This window comes from Mesorhizobium helmanticense, from assembly GCF_003034915.1.
In the GTDB taxonomy this organism is placed as follows: Bacteria; Pseudomonadota; Alphaproteobacteria; order Rhizobiales; family Rhizobiaceae; genus Mesorhizobium; species Mesorhizobium helmanticense.
In genome coordinates this window covers 1-16,695 of the sequence record NZ_PZJX01000070.1, presented here as the reverse complement: position 1 = coordinate 16,695, position 16,695 = coordinate 1, and the positions used below count along the sequence as shown (strand labels likewise).

General features: G+C 58.8%; 10 protein-coding genes and 6 pseudogenes. 11 read left to right on the top strand and 5 right to left on the bottom strand.

The window, feature by feature from the left end; all coding sequences use genetic code 11:
- Positions 1–304 precede the first annotated feature (304 nt).
- The gene (locus C9427_RS31935; RefSeq protein ID WP_107652970.1) at positions 305–706 is read right to left on the bottom strand and encodes a hypothetical protein; all 402 of its coding nucleotides are present in this window, start codon (positions 704–706) and stop codon (positions 305–307) included.
- Positions 707–731: 25 nt separating this feature from the next.
- Positions 732–896: pseudogene (locus C9427_RS31930) on the bottom strand (acetoacetate decarboxylase family protein); the annotation flags it as partial.
- A gap of 87 nt (positions 897–983) precedes the next feature.
- Here C9427_RS31930 and C9427_RS31925 point away from each other — a divergent pair.
- Positions 984–1,932 (top strand): IS630 family transposase gene (locus tag C9427_RS31925; RefSeq protein WP_107652969.1). Its coding sequence is split into 2 segments (ribosomal slippage): positions 984–1,319 and positions 1,321–1,932, totalling 948 coding nucleotides; the frame shifts between segments, so codons are not numbered across the junction.
- A gap of 7 nt (positions 1,933–1,939) precedes the next feature.
- Here C9427_RS31925 and C9427_RS31920 read toward each other — a convergent pair.
- Positions 1,940–2,521 (bottom strand): annotated as a pseudogene (locus tag C9427_RS31920) (acetoacetate decarboxylase); the annotation flags it as partial.
- Between the two features lie 1,215 nt (positions 2,522–3,736).
- Between C9427_RS31920 and C9427_RS31915 the strand changes: the two are divergent.
- Positions 3,737–4,582, top strand: a complete 846-nt coding sequence (locus C9427_RS31915) for a radical SAM/SPASM domain-containing protein (RefSeq protein WP_245437252.1) — start codon at positions 3,737–3,739, stop codon at positions 4,580–4,582.
- 85 nt (positions 4,583–4,667) lie between these two features.
- On the opposite strand, the pseudogene C9427_RS34540 reads toward C9427_RS31915, so the two are convergent.
- Positions 4,668–5,238, bottom strand: a pseudogene (locus C9427_RS34540) (GDP-mannose 4,6-dehydratase); the annotation flags it as partial.
- A 720-nt stretch (positions 5,239–5,958) separates the two neighbouring features.
- Between C9427_RS34540 and C9427_RS31900 the strand changes: the two are divergent.
- The 7 genes and pseudogenes from C9427_RS31900 to C9427_RS31865 all read left to right on the top strand — a co-directional run bounded on the left by C9427_RS31900 (position 5,959) and on the right by C9427_RS31865 (position 13,500).
- A complete protein-coding gene (locus C9427_RS31900) occupies positions 5,959–7,263 on the top strand; it encodes a lysine N(6)-hydroxylase/L-ornithine N(5)-oxygenase family protein (RefSeq protein WP_107652979.1) in 1,305 nt (434 codons plus the stop codon).
- Between the two features lie 688 nt (positions 7,264–7,951).
- Positions 7,952–8,730, top strand: a pseudogene (locus tag C9427_RS31890) (phytanoyl-CoA dioxygenase family protein).
- Between the two features lie 228 nt (positions 8,731–8,958).
- Positions 8,959–11,097 carry a class I tRNA ligase family protein gene (locus C9427_RS31885; protein WP_245437249.1) on the top strand — a complete coding sequence of 713 codons (2,139 nt, stop codon included), beginning with the start codon at positions 8,959–8,961 and terminating at the stop codon, positions 11,095–11,097.
- Positions 11,098–12,180: 1,083 nt separating this feature from the next.
- A pseudogene (locus C9427_RS31880) lies at positions 12,181–12,600 on the top strand (DUF269 domain-containing protein).
- Between the two features lie 25 nt (positions 12,601–12,625).
- The gene (locus C9427_RS31875; protein ID WP_027033222.1) at positions 12,626–12,829 is read left to right on the top strand and encodes a CCE_0567 family metalloprotein; all 204 of its coding nucleotides are present in this window, start codon (positions 12,626–12,628) and stop codon (positions 12,827–12,829) included.
- A pseudogene (gene fdxB / locus C9427_RS31870) lies at positions 12,826–13,142 on the top strand (ferredoxin III, nif-specific). Before C9427_RS31875 ends, fdxB begins: the two are co-directional and overlap by 4 nt.
- A gap of 37 nt (positions 13,143–13,179) precedes the next feature.
- Positions 13,180–13,500, top strand: coding sequence for an exopolysaccharide production repressor protein (locus C9427_RS31865; RefSeq protein ID WP_107652966.1), 321 nt, complete (start codon positions 13,180–13,182; stop codon positions 13,498–13,500).
- Between the two features lie 1,196 nt (positions 13,501–14,696).
- Here the strand turns inward: C9427_RS31865 and C9427_RS33955 are convergent.
- Complete coding sequence (locus tag C9427_RS33955) at positions 14,697–14,954, bottom strand: hypothetical protein (RefSeq protein ID WP_146172627.1); 258 nt, start codon at positions 14,952–14,954, stop codon at positions 14,697–14,699.
- A gap of 309 nt (positions 14,955–15,263) precedes the next feature.
- Here C9427_RS33955 and C9427_RS31855 point away from each other — a divergent pair, with 309 nt between their 5' ends.
- Together C9427_RS31855 and C9427_RS34535 are read left to right on the top strand one after the other, a co-directional pair.
- Complete coding sequence (locus C9427_RS31855) at positions 15,264–15,788, top strand: hypothetical protein (protein ID WP_245437248.1); 525 nt, start codon at positions 15,264–15,266, stop codon at positions 15,786–15,788.
- A 34-nt stretch (positions 15,789–15,822) separates the two neighbouring features.
- Positions 15,823–16,695: S8/S53 family peptidase (locus tag C9427_RS34535; protein WP_245437253.1), on the top strand; the 873-nt coding region annotated here is incomplete at its 3' end.

Sequence of the window (16,695 nt, the reverse complement as noted above, 5' to 3'; positions counted from 1 at the left end):
AAGAGTAACGAACATGAAAAGCATTGCTCGGGAGGCGGCGCCCGCCGGAAATCTCTCCAGTCATGCGCAAGGCGGAGGTGGAACGGAGTCCTCCCAGTTCCGATGCCCAGGGTTACTATGCCGCCTCGAAGGGCCGGCCCGTGGATGCCTGACCTGACCCTGCCCGGCCTGCGGTGTGGAAGGGTCACTGCCGCGAGCATCCATCTGCCCGCATCGTCGGTTATGCGCCGGCACGCCGCTGGCGATCGATGACGCATCTGCCGACGAGGCTGCTCGTTCCACGAAAAAAGCGATAAGCGCGAGATCAATGGGCAACCTCGTCGGGATCGAAAAGAGCGCTAAACCGGGTTGCTAGATCAATCCAGGGCGCCGCGTCGCCGCTCTCTGAAGCTATTCGAACGACCGCCGCCAGATAATCGGTAAAAGCCTTCAGTCTTATGGCGCCTTGCTCTGAGAGGCAGTCAATGGCGTCAAGCCGCTGGTAAACGGCAGCGAGCATATGTTGCACCAAAAGCAGGGAGGATGGGCAAGGGCAATCGCTCTTACTCGCGAGGCGCCTGCACTCGCTGCAAAGCGGCGGAATGTCCGCTAAGGCTAGGTCGCTGGAAAGACGTTGTATGAGATTGTCAGTGGCGTTCCTTGTCGAGAAGCCGTCCACCAGCTCCCCTTCGCGTTGGTTCAATGAGATATCACTGTAAAAGTTCATGGTTTCTTCCTTTCCGATGGCGAAGCTAGGCTTCCGCGAGATAGTCGTGGACGACCTTCCCGAGCGCGAGCGTGAGATCTGCGACGAGGTGTACTGCCGAGACTACTTCCAGCACCGGCAGTTCGGCGACGGGGGCAAGCGCATGCGACCAGAGGTTCAGGGCTGCCGGGCCGGTCCAGGCGCCCCTTAGAGCGTTTCATCTCTTGAGAGAATCGTAGGATTCCCAAAGCGGCGTGATTGTGATTCAAGATGCTGGCTGGACGGAGGCCAGCATCGGATGACACGAGCCCTTTCGAACGATCTTCGTGAGCGTGTTGTTGAAGCCATCGGCACCGGCGAGAGCTGCCGTGCGGTGGCGTCGCGTTTTGGCGTCGCAGTTTCCTCGGTGGTGAAGTGGTCGCAGCGTTACCGTGCCACCGGCTCGGTTGCGCCGGGCAAGATGGGTGGACACCGCAAGCGGGTTCTGGAGCCGCATCGGGCCTTCATCGTGGAGCGGATCAACCAGACCTCCGATCTGACGCTGCATCGGCTGAAGGACGAGTTGGCCGCACGCGGGGTGATGGTCTCGCACAACGCGGTCTGGGTGTTCTTGAGGCGCGAGGGCCTGAGCTTCAAAAAAAACGCTGTTCGCTCTTGAGCAGGCCCGGGCCGACATTGCCCGTCGCCGCCAGCGCTGGAGGTCATGGCAGGGTCGCCTCGATCCGGCGCGCCTGGTCTTCATCGACGAGACGTGGATCAAGACCAACATGGCCCCGCTTCGCGGCTGGGGGCCAAGGGGACAGCGGCTGCGCGGCTTCGCCCCCCATGGCCATTGGCGAACCCTGACCTTCCTGGGTGCGTTGCGTTGCGACGAACTCACCGCGCCATGCGTCTTCGATGGCCCGATCAACGGGGAATGCTTCCGCGCCTATGTCCGGCAGCAACTGCTACCGACCCTGCGGCCCGGTGACATCGTGATCATGGACAATTTGGGCAGCCATAAATCCGCAGCTATCCGACAAGCCATCAGGGCCGCCGGCGCGAGGCTCTGGTTCCTGCCGCCATACTCGCCCGATCTCAACCCGATCGAGCAGACCTTTGCCAAGATCAAGCATTGGATGCGCCACGCCCAGAAACGAACTATCGAAGACACATGGCGCCATCTCGGCACCCTCGTCGGCACCATCAAGCCTGACGAATGCGCAAACTACTTCAACAACGCTGGATATGCTTCCGTAAAAACATGAAAGACTCTAGATGGACGTCCTCTAGATGATATTCCACGATCTCACAGATGCGCGGCGTGCCGTCGACATGCGGGATAATCTTGAGCAGGAAGTTCGGTTGGGCGAGCGAGGCCTTCACGCTTGCGAGGTCGGCGGCTCGGTGCTTGTAGCCCATGGTGCCGGTCGCGACGCGGACCGGGCCGTAGTTGAGCGTGCCAACAAGGGTATCCGTCTCCGTTCGAAGCGTTGGGCTGGCGAGCTTCTTCGGGAAACCCCACAACTCGCGTCCGCCGGCGATCGGTGGATGGTCATCGAGAAACATGCAGTGGGTGTAGCTGCCTTTGCGGCCTCGGAAGGAGACCGGGATGACCTGCCCGCTTTCGGTGTAGTCGCCAAAGCCTGTCGAGTCCGGCATGCGAATGAACTCGAATTTCACGAGCGGCTCGACGACCTGAAGCGGCTCCGGCACCAGGTCGCGCAGCTTCTGCGGATCGGTGCGATATGTGATGATCAGATACTCCCGGTTTCGGAAGCGATATGGCCCGGCCGGATAGGCCGGGCTGGTCAGGGGCATGGCGAAAGCCCTCGCCCGGACGGTGTCTTGGTGCATAGCTTGAAATTCCTTTGGGCTGGATCAGTGGGCTTAGATCGGTCTGCATGATGGCGGCGAGGCTCTCCGAGGGGCTGTCGTAGCCTCGTAAGGGATGCATGGCGTAATCGCGCGTAGCCATTTGCGCTGGGCAATTGCCTTGGGGCGCGAGGCGATGGTCGCGGACGCGGTTCCATGGCTCCGGTTGTGATCGAGATGCAAGATTCGAGGTAAAGTGATTTTGTTCCTCATTTGAAGGCGCTGCTTCCCGTCTGCCCTCGTGGTAGGAGGCGGTGGAGTGGCGGCCAGCTCCGATTTGTCCTCCATGACGGGGTTTGCGGATCGACGCGCATGCGCCATGCCAAATGAGAAATCGTTCGGTGCCCGCAGGACAGACGGCCTCGGCGAGCCAGTCGAGAGAGAAGGTCTTCGCCTCACGCGGATCAGATACGAATTCCCGAGCACTGCGGTGATGTAGCAGGAAGGCCTGCGACGCCACCAAACCTCTGTCGCGAAAATATGGAGGTGACGCGGTATCCGCCGTCTAGCCAGACAGCATACGCAGCATCCGGCAGCACGCACTCGACGGCCTGGCCCCATCGCCGGCTTCAGGAGAAAAGATCAGCTATGAGCCGGCAGGCAGTCGCTGCACGCGGCGGTCAGGTCGTGTAGATCTTCCGCGCACACAGCCGGCGCCGAAATGATGCTAGATGATGAGCCGACGCCAACATTACCGCAGGGAGACAGCCAAGTCTGTCCTCAAGCGTCTGAAATGCATGTCCAAAAGCTGACAGCGACAAAAAACATGTCCGGTCCAAAACAACCGGCCGCGTTGGGCGTGAGGTTTCTCGAAGCCTGCTCGTGCAGTTGCTGCGGCTAAGCGCGCTGGCACGGCCTTTGCTGGAGATGCGGCAATGTTGAGCGGGGGCTAACCGCATAAGAACGCGAGACGATTGATGGCCTGCTGCGCGATTTCTCGGCGGCGCGCCCGCTCAACGGTCACGGCTACACCTTGGCAATGGCTGACGCGCGACTTTGCGGTTGCGCCGCCCTGCCGCGCCGATGCGCCCAAAGTTCGTTGATAGTCCGCTCGGCAGATTGAGGAAACCGGCTGTTGACTGCTGCCCAGGCGGAGATGGCTGGGCTCATTCGGACTGTCTTGACCGTCGGTGTCATGAAGCCAAAGACACCATGCTGGACGTTATGCATGACCAAGACGAGTGGGAGTCACAACGAATGATTTTACCGGAACTGCGCTCTGCTATCCCAGCCGGCAGAGTTTTGGAGATAACGACGACCACAGGATGCATCGTGGGATGTTCATATTGTCCGCAGGACAAGTTCGCTGACCGGCAAAGAAAAGTATCTGATACGAAGCATCTTAGTCTTGGAGATTTCAAGCGCTGTCTGGCGCGCGTACCAACCTCCGTCGACATTAGTTTTGCCGGGTATTCTGAGCCATGGCTCAATCCGGATTGCACCGAAATGGTCGAGCACGCTTCCGCCAAAGGCCACGGCATCAGGATTTTCACGACGCTTGTGGGAATGAAGGGGCGGGACCTACAACGCTTGCAGGCGCTGCGGTTGGGGGTATTCGTGGTTCATGTTTTTGATGATGGCGCCCACATGAATAGCCGCCTTGTCGGAGACAAGTATCGCGATTTGGTTGGTCAACTCGTCGACGCCGACATCCCTTCGATCCGATTCTTGGTTTTGGGTGAGCCCCATCCCGATATCGCCGACATTATCCCTGCCCAAGCCTTAGTTCGCGCGCGACCGGTGAGCAGCAGGGGTGGAAGCGTAGACCCTAAGATTGTAGAACCACGGCAGCCAGTCGTCGGAGCGCTGATATGCGTGGACGAACGGCAGTATCGGAATGTACTCCTTCCAAACGGCGAGGTTACTCTCTGCTCCATGGATTTTGAGCGGCGTCACGTATTGGGCAACCTTCTATGCGACGAATATGGCGATCTTTTTAAAAGCCCAGTTTTTTGCGAAATCGTCGATCGCATGAATGGAGCGGCTGGTTTTCTGCTTTGCAGGATGTGTGAGTTTGCCGATCCAAACGATAGAACTGACTGACGCCGGCTGACCGCGGCGGGCCTGAAATGCCGACGTCCCTGAAACGGCAAGATGCACATGCCCGCGAAGTCATCGTGTTTTCACGTCACGCTAACACGATCCCGTAGGCGCGGCAGTCAGCCTCGACCATTTCCGAGACGAACTCCTCGAAAGTGGTCTTCGGTTTCCAATCGAGTTTTGTCGGCTGCCTTGGAGGCATCGCCGATCAGCAGGTCAACCTCGATTGGCCCGAAACAGCGTTTGTCGATCCGGATCAGCGCTTGATTACTCATGCGTTCACGGCCCACCTCGTCAACGCATTCGCCCTTCCAGACGATCTCCTTTTCGACTCGCCTGAAGGCAAGCCCCGACAAAGGTGCGGACCGTCTGTGTCTCGCCGGTTGCCAGCACGAAATCGTCAGGTTGATGCTGCAAGATGCGCCACATGCCCTCGACATAGGCGGGGGCCGAGCCCCGGTCGCGCTTTGCTTCCAGGTTTCCGAGATAGAGACAGTCCTGTTTGCCGGCCATGATCGAGCCACCGCACGCGTCACCTTGCGCGTGATGAAAGTTTCGCCGCGTGTCGGCCCTTCGTGATTGAACAGGATGCCATAGAGCCCGTATACCTCGCGGTAGTTCATGGTGATCCAGTAGCCGTAGAGCTTCGCCACCGCATAGCCGCATCCGTCGTGTCGCCGTAATGCAGGACCATGTCGGGATAGTCCTCATGAGGACCTTGATAACGGAAATTCCTTTTCATGGATCGACACTCGGCGCCGGGGCCAGTCCGCGATGACGGCCGTGTGGAAAGTGCCAAGAGCGCCTGCAACGCTATGAAGTCGAAAAGTACGATTACGTGCAAAATCGGCGCCGGTGCAAGGTTTCGGCCTCAATGTCGGATACTCGACAGGATTGCAAACCTGCCTTCCGTTGCTTTTGCTGATGTTTTGCTCCGGCACGTTCGATGCAGGGGACCTCCCGAACCCAGCAGCGGATGTCTTCTATGATCAAACCCACGGAAAAATGCTGTCGCCGCACTCATGACCGTGCCCTCGCTGGTCGCCAAGCAGGCCGAAGGTCGGCTCATCACGGTCGAGGCGGGCAACCGAGCCCAATTGCAATGAGGGATAGGCTGCGAAAGCATGTCACTGACCACTCCGGGTCATCGAGGCGGGAGTCTTGATGCCAGCCACGCGCAACATGTCGTCGGCATGAGTGCCGATCTCATCACGGAGCCGGCATCCGCGGGCGTCACACCCGATACTACGAACGCGCGGACAAACTGTTGCAAGTCCTGTGGTGTCGATGATGCGTGCGGGGAGGGCAAGCCGACCGGCTATGGCCGACATTCGCCGCGTACAGCGCCTGATTGGGAGGCGTCAGCAGGAGCAAGGCACCTGGAGCTCTCTTGCATTGGGATCGGTGCTGGCCCGTCCAATTTGAGCCTCGCGTGTCAGATCCATGAGCAGGTTGGGCACGGGGCACTGTTCTTGGATCGGCAAGTCGACTTCCGCTGGCATCCAGGCAGCGCATTCGAGTCCTCAGAACTCCAGGTCAGCCACATCAAGGATCTGGTCACGCTGGTGAATCCGCGATCCGCCTACACGTTCATAAACTACCTGCACGAGAACGGTCGTCTATACCACTTTCTGAATGCACAGTTCGATGCTGTGCTCAGGGCTGAGTTCGAACAATACCTGAACTGGGCGTTCCGCAGAAACCCACTTGTGCGCGGCGGCGAGACCGTCCGCGAAATACGCTATGATGGCGAGTTTCGGGTGCGGACGGACGATGCAGTTCTCAGTGCCAGAGACCTAGTGGTCGGCATCGGTAAGCAAGCGCGGATTCCACCTCAATTTCAGGGCTGGATCGGACGCAACCTATTCCATTCATCCGATTTGCTGCACCTCCATCCTGAGGTGCGGCAAAAACATGTTTGCGTCGTTGGTGGAGGCCAGTCGGGAGCCGAGGTGCTGTTGCATTTGGTCGGTGGGCCAAGAGAACGGCGGCCTGCCTCGATCACCTGGGTCTCGCAGCGCGAAAACTACCTGCCCCTCGACAACAGCCCGTTCACAAACGAGTTGTTCATGCCCTGTTTTTCGGATCGTTTTGCGGCAATGAGCGAGACGCAGCGCAAGCTGTTCCTGCGGCGTTTCGTGCTTGCCTCGGATGGTATTTCGGATCGCACTTTGCGGGCCGTCTACCAGGCGCTGTATCGCCACGAATTTCTTGAGCCAGACCTATGTGACATCGCACTGCGGCCGGGTTGCAACGTTTCGCGCTGCATCAACGCCGGCGCGGGTCATAACTTGACGCTGCAGCGCGGCTTGGGCGACGTCGAAGAAGTCACGGCCGACATCGTCATCCTGGCCACCGGTTACGAGAACGCCGTGCCAAGCTTTTTGGAACCGATGGCGGATCGGCTGCAACAGACCGACAATGAGTTGGTCATCAACGAGGATTTTTCGGTGTGCTGGGACGGACCGCGCGACAGACGCATCTTCGTACAGAACGCCAATCCCGGACAGCTCGGGCTGGCCGATCCGAACCTAAGCCTGCTGGCATGGCGAGCTCGCCGCATTCTTGACAGCCTTCTGCAGCGCGCGCCGTGCGCGAACCCCGAACATCCTGGCTTTATCAGCCGTACCTCCGTCGAAAGCTGGCCCGACCCGGTAGCCGAAGAAATGGGCAGCGGGATATGACTCATCGACTGTGGCATCCAAGGAATGATGTCCGCCTCCGCTGCGGCGACGGCCGGAGCTCCCTCCGAACTCATCGTGACTGAACATGCCCTTGGACCTATGGGCGCATCGCTTTATTCTGCGGGCGTGCATTTGCCCCACGGTCGTCGAAACCGTACCAGGTCGCTCACTCGAAAGTACGCAGTGGCCTTGGCGGCCATGGCCGCGTCGGCCGTCAGCGGAGGCTTCCGGCCCGTAGCGATGCGTGTGGTGGCTGGACCGGGTGAGGTAAGTGATCGGGACCAGCTTAGGGAACCTCTGGACCCGGCTTGGCCTCGGATGGGCAGTCTAGCGCCGAACTTCTGCGGACGACCCGAACGGGAACTTGTCGCAAAGATACGCGTGGCGCACGGCTTGCGTTGCGTCAGGCTGCACGAAAGCTCGTCTTCTCGGGCAGTCGCACCACCAACAGCATGTTCGGCCGTGACTACTATGCAGACGTACCGGATCGACAGATCTTTGTGGGCCTGGGCGATCTCTCCATTGAGGAGGGACAACAAAGCCTTGCAATCCACCCGGAGCGGAACGCACTTAGCGTCGCTGTCTGCATGCCGTGGAGTATCGTCTCCGTGGGCCCACACCCTGACAGCGCCCTACTGCCCTAACCGGAATGTTTGACCACCACTCTTTCCAACAGGAGGCTTTTCGCATGTTGACCGATGCACAAAGAGAAAAGTGGCAGAAAGATGGATACGTCAGGCTCGAAAGGTTCTTCGATCCCGCGGCTTTGAAAGGTATTTCCAGATTTGTTGAAGACATATCACGCTGGGAGGTCAGCGATGATAAATGGCTCATGTGGTTCGAGAAAACGACGGACAATCGGAAGATTATCTCCAAGGCCGAGAATTTCTCGACTTACATGAGCCATTGCGTCGTCTCCTCCTAGAAGATCAGCGCATAAAGTCTGCGGTCGAGGATTTGCTTGGCGAAGATTCGCGCAGGCTTAAGGAGTTGCTGATCTTCCACTATCCCGATAGCGGCGGTTATCGCCCGCATCAGGACATTTATCACATTCCACACAGGCTGCCCGACCGGATGGTCCATGCGATCGTTGCCATAGGCATTGACGATTCCGACCCGGACAATGGTGGCCTTTTCTTCAGCCCCGGCAACCACAAGAAGGGGGTATTTTCCATGGATGCCGGCGGGGTGATGGATCCTGAGGTCGCCGAAACATTCTCCTGGGAACCCGTAGTATGGAAGGCTGGCGACATCTTCATCTTCGACGATTATGCACCGCATTACTCGAAGCCGAATAAAAGCAGTCGTTCGCGGCGGACGCTCTACTTGGTGTTCCAGCGTGCTTCGACCGGTGGACCGACCCGCGCTGAATATAACGTGCTTAAGCGCGCCCTTAATCCGCCGGAGGGCAAAGAGGCCGATCTCGACAACCTCAAACCCCCAAACGGCATTTTCTATCGCGATTGAACTCACGGAACCAGGCGAGGCATGCACACGAAACTGATCGACCGCTAGAAAAATGCGCGGAGAGCATGGCGTTCTGATCGCTGGCTACTGGATCATCACCCGCAATCCGTTACGACGCTTCGGTATGTCGATTGTGGAGGTGTCGCCGGGCGGTCTTCTAAAGCCCTCCTGGCGCCCGTCGTCGCCCGCCTGGGGCCCCAGAGCCGGATTATTCTGACGGAGGCGAACTTGTCGGGCTACCGCCTCTCATCGCAACTTGCAGCAGAAGCTGTTGCGTTGGCAGCCGAAGATATCACTGTTTCAATAGCTGAGGTTCGTCATGCGGAAATCCACGTTTTCTCGAACGGAGCTGTCGCTGGCGTTCGGCATCGACATGGCCACCCTTGGAACGGGGAGCGCGGGCACGGGGTTTCATTTGGCAAGGTGGCACCGGGCGTCACATCCGAGCCCCATCGGCACGACGAAATCGAGGCCTTCGTGGTCCTGTCTGGTGCGGGCAAGGTCAGGACCGACCTGGGGGAAATCCCGGTCGCGGCCGGCGATGTCGTTCTGTTCCACCCTTTTGAAGCGCATGTGCTGCACAACGATGGGGAGGAAGACCTAAATTTCGTCGATGTCTACTGGCGCGACGGCAAGGCCGCCCTCGAAGCTGCTGCACAAGTCGCGACTCCCCGCGGGCCGATCTTCGTCTTCTCCACGCCGCCGACGCCTAATGGCGATCTGCATCTGGGGAATCTTTCTGGCCCTTATTTTGGCGCCGATGTCTACACGCGTTTCCTGCGCATGAAAGGGGTCGAAGCCTATCACCTGACTGGAAGCGACGATTACCAGAGCTACGTGGCCACGCGTGCCGATGCCGAGCAATCGACGCCCGCAAAGGTGGCGCGCCACTACGGAGACGAGATTCGAGCCACGCTTGCGCTTCTCGACTGTGAGATCCACAGCTTCCTTCCCACTTTGGGCGATAGCGCTTATGCAGAATTTGAAGCCGGGTGTTTCCGTAGTCTTCTGAGCAGCACGGCGGTAGATCTGCGCCGGAGCCCTGCGCTCTTCGATGCTGTGACAGGCGACTACCTTTACGAACCGGATGTAATCGGCCTCTGCCCCTATTGCGGCAGCTCCGCTGGTGGCAACATCTGCGAGGAATGCGGCGCACCGAACCTATGCCACGACCTAGGTGCAGTCCGGTCGCGGCACTCGGCCGAGGCGCCGGTGGTCGGCTCCGTGCGCCGTCCCGAACTTGCGCTGGAACGGTGCTACGACAATATCGACCGGCATTTAAGGGCGTCGGGCGCCCCCGTTCGGATCATGGACCTCTTCGCGCGTCTACGCCAACGTGGCGACTTTTCCGTGCCCATCACCCACCCGTCGGACTGGGGGCTACCGGCCGAGGGGTTCCCGGGGCAGGTGACCTGGGTGTGGCCAGAGATGGCGTTTGGCTTTCCTTACAACATCCAGACGCTAGCTACATCGCTCGGTCGTGACTGGAACGCGGCCCTGCCCAGCAACGACTGGCAGATAGTCCATTTCTTCGGCTTCGATAATTCCTTCTATCACGCCCTGCTTTATCCGGCGCTTTATGCTGAGGTCTTTTCCCACTGGACGCCGCACGTCCGGTATCACGTGAACGAGTTCTACCTGCTAGACGGCCAGAAGTTCTCGACCAGCCGCGGCCATGCGGTCTGGGGCAAAGAAGTTCTAGGCCCAAAGACAGTCGATGTCGTCCGTCTTCATTTGGGCCTGACGCGCCCGGAGGGTGAGCGGACGAACTTCACGCTGGACGCGCTACGCCGCACCGAGAACGAGGTGTTCCAAGGGATCTGGCTGAATTGGCTCGATGCGCTGCACCGGGAAATCAAGCAGGACTTTGGCGGCTGTGTTCCCGACGCAGGCGACTGGGCTCCCGCCGATCGCGCTTTTTTTGCTCGGATTGAGGTCCATCGGGCGGCGATGGAACGCCACTATTCGGACGATGGCTTCTCGGTGCGGCGCGCGGCCGCGCAGGCCTGCGATTTCGTCAGCGATTGTGTAGAATATCGACGGTCGCAAGACTATGAAGCGGCGCGACGTCTCTATCCCGCCCGGACCCGCACTTCGCTCGCCCTTCAGACGACGGCCACTGCGATCCTGGCACAGACACTCGCGCCGTTGATGCCCCGATTCGCCTGCACACTGGCGCGAGGTATCGGTGGCGTCTCAACCGAAACATGGCCCACGTCCGTCCGGCGCCTTGCGCCAGGAACGACCTTTGATCTCGGACCCGTTCTAGGCTTCTACGCCAGAGCAGACATTCCTGTTCTCGGTCAGGAGGAGGCAAATAGCCTATCGTCATTTCGACCAGATTTGAGCGGCAATCAAAGCCAATGATGCCGAACCTTTACTCGCTACCGCTGGCTGCCGAAGGCCACTACCAGACGATAGACACAAACACTGGCCGGTCTTAACCAACAAATCGTCGAGACGCTGGCCTGCGCCTTGGAGGATTGCTCGGTTGACAGCTTTCGGGCGTTTGCCATTCGTGCGGCAAATGCCGAGCGGGCTGCACTGCGCTGACCAACTTTTTCGGAATGGCGGAATTTCCGACCTGTAGCCAGCCGATCAAGAAGGTCATGCGGTTCGGGGCGCTGGGTCGGCCTAGCTGTGCGCGCCCGCGCATCGCTGGCGTCGAATGATGCTAGATGAGCCGACGCCAACATTACCGCAGGGCAGACAGCCGAGCGGTTCTCGCCCTCAAGCGTCTGACGCATGATGCGTGTCCAAAAGCTGACAGCGGCAGAAGACATGTCGGGTTCAAAACAACCGGCCGTCTTGGGCTTGTGAGGTTTCGAGGCAGAATCATGCATTTACTGCGGGCAAAGCGCTGGCATGACGTTTGCTGGTTGAGATCGGCAATACTGAGCGAGGGCTGATCGCATGAGAACACGCAAGACTTTGATGGTCTCCTAACCGGTGTGTTCCGTTCTGAGAGAACCAGCTCGCGCATAAACGTCAGGAAAGGTGTGGGAATGGAGAACTACATGTTGCGTAGAGAGTCCCCGGCTCCTCTGATCAAAGTGGACGACTTGCGGCGTGGCTAACCTCTCACGAACTTACAGCCCGGCAAGGTGTCGGGATGACAAGTGGAATGGAACCCTGGTCAATTCGCCCATTTTCTGCGGCGCGCCCGCAGTAACTATGTCCATGGAGCACAGGGTCGACCGTTTGCTGCAGGTCAGGGCTCGGACCTTAGACTTCCAACTGAATAGCGGCGGCCGCGATATTCGACGCGAATTTGGCCCGTCGTTGAAGACGTCACAGTCCAGGGCCTGTTCAAGGTCGGCCACAGGGGCAGCATTTGCGTGGAATCGGCCTGGCCAGGCCGGACGTCGGCTGCATAACCGAGCCCGAAGTCGGCGTAACCGAAAGCAGAAATCCTCCGTTGAGGACGAGACCTAAAATTGAGGAAACGAAATGTCTCACGCAGCGCTTGGCCCTTCCGTCAACAAGGATGGCGAGGCCCTTGCCCGCCCGTTCGTCAAATGCCTCCTGCGGCTGATCCGTGCTCGGGATTTCCACGGCTCATGCCAACGGAAATCGGACTCCGGGCTGCTGGCCGATTTCATTATCACCGAGGAACTGCGCCGGAATATCCACTCATTGGCAATCCGGATCCGGACGTGCTGTGGAGGCTCGACATGTTTTAGACCGTAGCGGAGCTGGCGATCGAGGGGCGCTCAGGCGTGATGACATTGTCAACAACAGAAATCAAACGTCTGTCGAGACGTCTACCGGGTCGGCTTCGAGACTCTCCGGAAGCTCGCGGACACCGGCGCGAAACTGGTCGGCGATGCGACTGCAGCTATTGCCTATCCCGACGTGGCGCGGGTGTGAAGAAATCCATTTTCGAGGAAGGATCATGTCAAACCTGGATGAGATGGCGAAGAAAGTCCGAAAGCTTCAACTGCGCGCGGCAATTGCCAAGACGAACTTGCGCGACCTTGCCGAGGGTCTCCCGGTCAAATGGATTGAGATAGAGGAAGTCGCCGAGAAAACGCATGCCGTTTATGCCGAGTTGGATGGTGCCAGGAGAGAGCTTGCCAAAATGAAGACTTTGCGATGAGGAGCAAATTCATCAGCCGCGACGGCTCCATATGGGTGCCGGAATATCTGATCGCTATCGATGGCAAGATCTGTATCGGCTGCGGCCGCTGCTTCAAAGTCTGCTCGCGGAAGGTCATGCATCTTACGGCGTCGATGACGCGGGTGAAATCCTCGGCGCTTGCGACGCCGATGACGACGATTTCGACGGTGAGCTCAATCGTATGATCATGGTTGTCGACCATGCCGGCCGCTGCATTGGCTGCGGAGCCTGCGGCCGCGTCTGCCCAAAGAACTGCCAGACCCATCTCGCGGCCGACCAGATCGCAGCATGAGCTGCATAATTTGACGAGACAAAATCATGAGAACGGCATGCGCTTCATCATCTTTTGTCGGCTCCTCGGGCTGGTCCTGTGCGGCAACGCTTTGACGGTTTACTTCGCCTCGCATTCGTTCCGTCTAGCAGTCGTCACGACGCTGGGCTGTTCGCTACTTCTTCAGCTGGGCTATTTCGCAAGTGTGCTCTTTCTGATTTGGCGATCGAGCTGCGCTGGCAAAGTCGGGCAAGGGGCTGAGCTTTTCGATGGGTCCCAGGAAGTTCGGTACCAGTCGCGCGACGATGAGCATAGGAATGAAGCTCAAGATGTGCCACAGCGCAATCAGACGCTCGGCATATCGCTGCTCCTCCCTTGAGGCGCCGTAACAAGATCAGAGCTCAGATTCGTCACTTTGTTCAAGTTTGATTATTGAGGTCATGGCCTGGTATGGTCGGACGGCATTCTCATCGTTCTAACGCCAGGGGAATGCAGAATGGTAGTCGATCGCAGCGCGCAGCACGCGGGTTGCTTCATCTCGAAGGCGAACGAAGCGCCGGAAAACTTAACATGTGTGAAGGCGGCACATGTCCGGCTTTGCCACAGCCGTATGATGAGCTTCAAGAACCGCGCCTGACGCGCCCGCCGCCCAAACAATCCGCACTCGCCGGGCTGCGCAACCCGACCCGCTCCGCCCGGCGAGCGCTCCTCGTCGCGCTTATGCAAGCGGAGGCAATAAGTGGACGCCGATCTGGAGTGCGGCCCTGAGGGTGGACAGATATCAGGCTGCTGATTTGCCAGTCTGCCGGATGTGTTGATCCTCGAACTGCTGTCCGCATCCTCGGCGACATCCCCGTATCGCCGCTCGAGCTCTTGGCATTGCCATGTCGTGCGACGGGCTGCTGTCGCCCGCTGCCGCGCGGATATCTTGCACCCTATTTACCTCCGTGCCGAGGCGACCTGGCCCGCGATGTTTCGAAGCACCGCCTGAGGGCGCTCGAGTGCCTCAATGAACTAAGTCTGGGCCAAAGCCGGAATAACGCGTCTAACCTTCGTTCTTCGTGGCCTCGACGGCTCACTTGCTGGGGCGTCACATCGCGAGGTCGCCGAAGGGCTGATTGGCCTACGGCGCGGCCATGCCGACTGTGGCGATCCTCGCGATCATCTGCCCGCCACATTCGCCGCGCCGTCTCTCGTGGCCGCGCCCTCTGCATTGAAGGTAAACATCCGCCCTGTCCGTCAGCCTGCGAACAGTTCGGAACTAAAACCACCACCAGTTCGCCAGGTCGAAATGGCATCGAACGGCCTGGTGAGTGCGCTCTGGTTAAGGTGTAGGTCGATGCCGAGAGGCCTCGTTCGGCATTGTCCGATAGCCGACAATGTCGGGTACGCAACGTAGAGGAAGCTGACTCTCGGGTGTTTTTTAAATGCTTTTGGCTTGGCACGGCAGATGCTCGTTACTGCGCAAAACGCACGGATTGAGTGGTCCCACCGCCACGAAAGTCGCTAGCTTACGCCGCCTCCCAAGGCGAACCCGGCCCGGCAGGGAGCTCCGTCTCTGCCGGGCGTGCCTTTTCAGACGATTCGCGTACAGAACTTCAAATTGGGCGGCGCAATGTCCGACTGAAGAGGATTGGTCGAATGGAAAATGAAAGCCGTTTCGAGGCTCTCCGACGCATGGCTGGAGCGAGAAGGGAGTGTTGCCATGCGGGAGGGTTCCCGCTCAGCGTGTTCGTCGATATCCGGCAATTGTGTCGGCTTTGTCGGTTCGACGACACGGCCTTGGTTGGCCGGCGTCTTGGACGTTTTGTCTAAGCCGCTGAAAACAAACATACTATTCCTTCTATGGCGCCGTCATCTAGATCGGCATGAATTTTGCTCGCTTCCGTTGAGAGGGCGGGAGCTGCTTGCCAGGGAGAGCGAAGAGATGGCTCGGGCGAAATTGAAGGACGGGAGATCACAGATTTGTTGCGAATGAACACGTTGGCCGCTGGCGGCCATGCGTCTGCGGCTGGGCCCTCCGTGTGGTTTGAACATGCGGCAAGGGACTGCAGTACGCGTGTCGATCACATGATTTGCTGGCGGATCCAACGATGGGGGTTGCAGATGTGCATACGGTCGGCGAGTTACGTCCTGTTCGTGATGGCATTCTTCGCCAGCCCGATAACTGCGAACGGACAGGAGACCAGCCTTGTCGGCATTTACCAGGGTTCGGAGCTAACCGCGGCCGCCAACCATCTGGAACAAGGCGGATACGAGCTGTCGGGCGGTACCAAAGTGTCTTTCGACAAGTGGTACCATAGCAAATGGATCGACATGCGATTCGAAGTGTTGACGCAGCTGTCGGATGATTTCGGTCTCCTGTGGGGTGCGAGCACCGGCCAACATGCCGAAAAGGTCCGAATCGAGCCAGGTGTGAAACTCGGCCTTATTCTGCAAAAGCGACCGACACCGTCCACGACGCTTTCTCTCACCGTCAGTTCGATTTTGGGCGGGAACCTGACGGAACGACCTTGCACGGCTGACTATGGCGCCGTCGGCGGCTTCCAGACAGTGAATTGCCGTCTGGCCGCGTCGCAACTCCGGCCTGCGGACACGCTGAAATATATGGCAAACATCAATCCAAGCCGATTGAAAGTCGATCTCCGGTTCAGGGGTGAATTCTAGAGATAGGGAAAGGCATAGGCGGTACATTTCGTTGATGAAGAACAATCCAGACAGGAAGTCTATTATGCACAAAACACAATTGTTCCCGGCAGGTTTCGTTGTCGGTCTTATAGCGTGCCTGTTGGCTGCACCCGGTTTCGCGGGTGATCTCGATGCCGGTATCAGCCGCAAAGGAACGACCGGTACTCCAGCCGCGGAAAGCAGTAGCTCGGGCTGTCCACAAAATGCCGACGGCACATTCTGCTGGATGAGCCCAGATATTGGTGAAGCATGGACATCAGGCTTTATCGGTTCCGGCGTATCGATAAATGTCATAGATGATTTCAAGGAACAGCCATTTGATGCAGACCTCGGTCGCGGTACGCAGAGGCAGCGACATGGAGATTGGGTCGCTGAAATTGCCGGCATGGTCGCCCCTGGCGCAAACATATTCAAGTATGACTATCTCGAGGGGTCTTCGATCGGGCTGCAGGACGGCCTCAATATCATCAATGCAAGCTACCGCATTATAGAGCCACTGAGCCAGCATCCGCGCGAGCAGGCGATCGTCGATGCCGCCTGGGCGGGCACTGCCATCGTCACAAAGAGTGCCGACAACTACAGCAACGAGGTAGGTAGGCCGCACGAAGGGGATTTCGATGGGCTAACCCTCGGGCTGATCGGGGCGCCATCGGCAATCTTCGTGGGTGCGCTCGACCATAATGGCACTCCCGGGAACAAGACGCGGCTGGCCCGATACTCGAATTATCCCGGCTCAAACCCCGAGGTGCGGAACCAGTTCCTGACCGTGGGTGTCGAGGGTGACAAGACTGGCCTATACGGCACGTCTTATGCGGCACCTGTGGTTGCAGGCTATGCCGCCATCCTTGGCAGCAAGTTCACGTCCGCAACTCCGACACAGATTACT

Excerpts from the sequence above, each read along its gene's own strand:
- C9427_RS31865 (WP_107652966.1), top strand. The coding sequence starts at position 13,180 with ATGCGCTTCATCATCTTTTGTCGGCTCCTCGGGCTGGTCCTGTGCGGC.
- C9427_RS31875 (WP_027033222.1), top strand. The coding sequence starts at position 12,626 with ATGTCAAACCTGGATGAGATGGCGAAGAAAGTCCGAAAGCTTCAACTG.
- C9427_RS31915 (WP_245437252.1), top strand. The coding sequence starts at position 3,737 with ATGATTTTACCGGAACTGCGCTCTGCTATCCCAGCCGGCAGAGTTTTG.
- C9427_RS31935 (WP_107652970.1), bottom strand. The coding sequence starts at position 706 with ATGAACTTTTACAGTGATATCTCATTGAACCAACGCGAAGGGGAGCTG.
- C9427_RS33955 (WP_146172627.1), bottom strand. The coding sequence starts at position 14,954 with ATGTTTGTTTTCAGCGGCTTAGACAAAACGTCCAAGACGCCGGCCAAC.
- C9427_RS31855 (WP_245437248.1), top strand. The coding sequence starts at position 15,264 with ATGGCATTCTTCGCCAGCCCGATAACTGCGAACGGACAGGAGACCAGC.